This is a genomic window from bacterium endosymbiont of Bathymodiolus sp. 5 South, from assembly GCF_900128535.1.
Classification (GTDB): Bacteria; Pseudomonadota; Gammaproteobacteria; order PS1; family Pseudothioglobaceae; genus Thiodubiliella.
In genome coordinates, this window is the sequence record NZ_FQTR01000165.1 from 1 (window position 1) to 3,578 (window position 3,578).

Genomic DNA, 3,578 nt, shown 5'->3' on the forward strand with positions numbered 1-3,578 from the left:
CCAATTTTTGCCCAATTGGTGATTTCTTTAAACCTTGTCCTAGCAGGGCTAAGGCTGGGTTTAAAAAATCGCCAAGTGGGTGAAAAGTGGGTTTCTGATGATTGTTCCTATCTTATGCAAAGATCTATATATTTTTTTATCTTTTTCGCTGACTTATTTTTTGTGCAATAAGCCAATATACATATGAATGAATTATTCCACAAAAGAGAAATATAGGATAATCCAAAATACCTAATTTTATATAAACTAAATCTACAGTCAATGTAACTAATCCGCCTATAAGCAATGTATTTTTAAGATTGAATTTATTACTTTTATTCGTCAAAATATGCACAGGAATAGCGAATAAGATTGTAAAAATAATAATAACTATAAACGATGGAATAAAAATAGGCAAAACGTTGATAAAAAAACTTTCAACATCAATATTCAACTCTATCATCATCACGAATAAAGGGGGTATTATAGCACTTGAGATTAAAGAACTAAAAATACTAACTTTTACAAAATACATTATATCTTTCATTATGGATTATACGAATCACAAGTACTGCAAATCATACTGTCAGTAAAAGGTATGTTTCCACCATAAGTACCCGACCATGGTGTCCTGTCAAATGTATTGTTATGCCAACTGTTAATTTGGTCATTACTTAAAACACCCCTCCAATTACTTTGGCTAGTATCAGCATAATCTCTGTCCACCCAGTCAACATAATCAACCATTAGATTTATCCCTAATTGTTCATTATTTATTGGTGCCAACATATTAGCAGATATACCACGAAGCCCTCTATTGGCAACAACATCTAAAGCCGTTAATGCAAACGGATCGCCCTCTGAGTTTCTCATATGCCAAAATAGTACTCTTGACAATGGTGCTCCTCTTTTTGCTAACCTCCTTTCATACGCAGAAATGGGAATACTTGGTTTCTGAGCATCATGCGTCCACTCATTAAACAAATACCTAAACGCCCCCGTCTGTGCCCCGTTTGCGAATTTACCACCGCCAATCACCGAGATGGTACCGCCAACAACCGCATCTCTAGCAGTGTTGCCAATCATCTCAGACATATTCTTTGAATGTTCTGGTGAACCAAGGTAAGAGCCGAGTGAACCCGATAAGAAACCAGCACCAAAACTACCGCCCATTCTGTCTTGCACGATACCGCCTGCTAATCCATGAGCGGCTAAGGTTTTCATAGAGCCTGATTCCCAACCTAGGTTGTATTGCATTTTGCCATTAGCGCCTATTTTACCTCCCCTTAGTCCTCCGATACCCATAAATAAAGCAGCGCTCAGTCCTGCGCCTTGGGCGACTTTGGCGCTGCCTGTTGCGATGTAGGTAACTGCATAACTCACAGCATAGGCAACAAACATCTGAGCAATGAGACCCATTGCAATATTTGTCACAATGGTCTTGGTAATTGCTACTGCTAGAAAAGCCAAGAAAAAATTCCCATCTGGGTCGGTGTATTTCAGCGGATTGTTTATTGTATAGCTGTATCTGTTGTAACTCTGTGTATTATATGGAGATTGAATATAGGGATCAGCACTGAGGAATCTTCCAATTTGTGGGTCATACACTCTACCGTTCATATGTATCAATCCCATTTCATCAATATGCTCATGACCTGTAAATCCTCGGTTGGTTAGAGCTGGAATGATAGGCGGTAGTGGATCGGATACCCTCCAATCGCCTTTGCGTCTTTCACCAAAGGCGGTGTATGCCATGCGCTCAACGATGTTGCCTTGTCCATCGGTGATGGTGTCTATTGAGCCGAGGTTGTCGTAGTGTAGGTAACGGGTTTTGTCAGGGATGTAAAAAAGGGCAGCGTCCCTATATATCCCAATATCTTTTTGTCTATTCCCTTTATTTTAAAGGGTAGCGTCCCCTTATTTTCTAATGACAAATAAAAATTAAAAAAAGGTTGACTTTTAAGACAGTATCTTATTTCTTATTTTTCAAGGCGCTCCTAATATGCAATATATTATTCTTGTGTCTCTTTATTTTTATTCTCTTCTTAATTTTTCACTATCTGGGTTTTTCTTTGATTCACTTAAAACTTTTGGTATAGCTTTTAAACACATTTTTATACCCTTAAGCCAATTTTTATGTTTACGATAAACTCTACTCATTGCCATAGTGGCTGCCAGATTGCCTGCTTCTGCCGCTTGTTTGTAATACTCAAGTGATTTATCTATATTTTTCTCAACACCGCGCCCTATTTCGTAACATCCACCTAGTGCAGTAAGAGCGATATGATTGTTGATGGTGGCAATTTTTTGGTAAACTTCAATTGATTTTTTATGCAGTGCATTATCTTTATTTTTAATTGCTAAATTTTTATAAAAAATAGCTAAATCTAACCCGGCATCTATATCTTCGTTTTCAAAAAACGCCTTGCGATGCCAATAAATAGTCTCGTTAACATCTTTTTTAACACCATATTTTCCATGTAAATAAAAATTACCAATAAGACTTGCGGCAATTCTGCAATTATTTTTATCAGCTTTTAACAAAATATTAATTGTATTCTTACAATTTCCATTTACAAAACAATCCTCTAAACTGTCAGATAATTCTTTATTGTTCTTATCAGATTCGGCTTCATACCAAAGAACATCATATCTTTTCAACATTATTTTTTACTCCTATTGTGAACATTAATAGAATCCTTTACTTTTCTAGAAATATTTTTCAATCTAATACCGTCTTCTAAACCACTTCTAATAGCGTTAGAAATAGTGTTAGGGGGGGCGCATAATAGTACAGTAAGACAAAGAATTCTAGTAAAAGAATTTTTAATCGCGGAACCAATAATTCTTCCACCCCCCAAAATATCTAGCACAGGCGTAAAACTCCCCAACGGTACTTCATGATAATGACTTCCATCAGAATTAGGATAAGAATAATCATCACCTTCATACGCACTACTACCATGATTATACAAACTCACAAAAGCCGCACTCCTTGCCCCATTCGCAAACTTACCTCCGCCCAATTCTGCGGAAACGCCACCTATAACACTACTAATCATAGTATCAGTAATCACGTTATTAGAAGAAGAGGCGTCCAGCCAAGAATCTCCAGCATATGAAGAAAATGCACCACCTAAAAACCCTTCTTTAAAATTTCCACCTGATATTTGACTAATAGCACCTTGAGATAACCCGTGGGCAATTGCTTTGTTATAAATATCTTTTTGCGCCCATTTTGCAAAAGCACTTTTACCATAACCAATGTGATTAGCAACGCCTGCCGTTACACTTCCCAACACTGCCCCTCGCATTGCACCTTTTAAACTACCTGTGCTAATTGCACCGCTAACAAAACCAGCGGCCGCACCACTTGCCCACACACTCCAGCCAGCAGCCAATGTTGCACCGCCGGTGTAAATAGCAACAACTATTGCTACAACTTGTCTGCCATATTTTTTAATACCCCTCCAAGTACTTCGCCATGCTTTAGCTATTGCTTTAAAGGGATTGTAACCGCTCGGGTCAGTGTATTTCAGCGGGTTGTTCATTACATAACTGTATCTATTATAACTCTGTGTATTGTAAGGGGCTTGGAT

General features: G+C 37.7%; 2 protein-coding genes and 1 pseudogene. All 3 read right to left on the reverse strand.

Going from position 1 to position 3,578, the window contains the following annotated elements; translation table 11 throughout:
• Positions 1-525: 525 nt before the first annotated feature.
• A complete protein-coding gene (locus tag BBROOKSOX_RS09560; RefSeq protein WP_139661422.1) occupies positions 526-1,734 on the reverse strand; it encodes an RHS repeat-associated core domain-containing protein in 1,209 nt (402 codons plus the stop codon).
• 279 nt (positions 1,735-2,013) lie between these two features.
• Positions 2,014-2,643: a tetratricopeptide repeat protein gene (locus BBROOKSOX_RS09565; RefSeq protein WP_139661426.1), complete on the reverse strand. Its 630-nt coding sequence runs from the start codon at positions 2,641-2,643 to the stop codon at positions 2,014-2,016.
• A pseudogene (locus BBROOKSOX_RS09570) lies at positions 2,643-3,578 on the reverse strand (hypothetical protein); the annotation flags it as partial. The pseudogene BBROOKSOX_RS09570 and the gene BBROOKSOX_RS09565, both read right to left, overlap by 1 nt.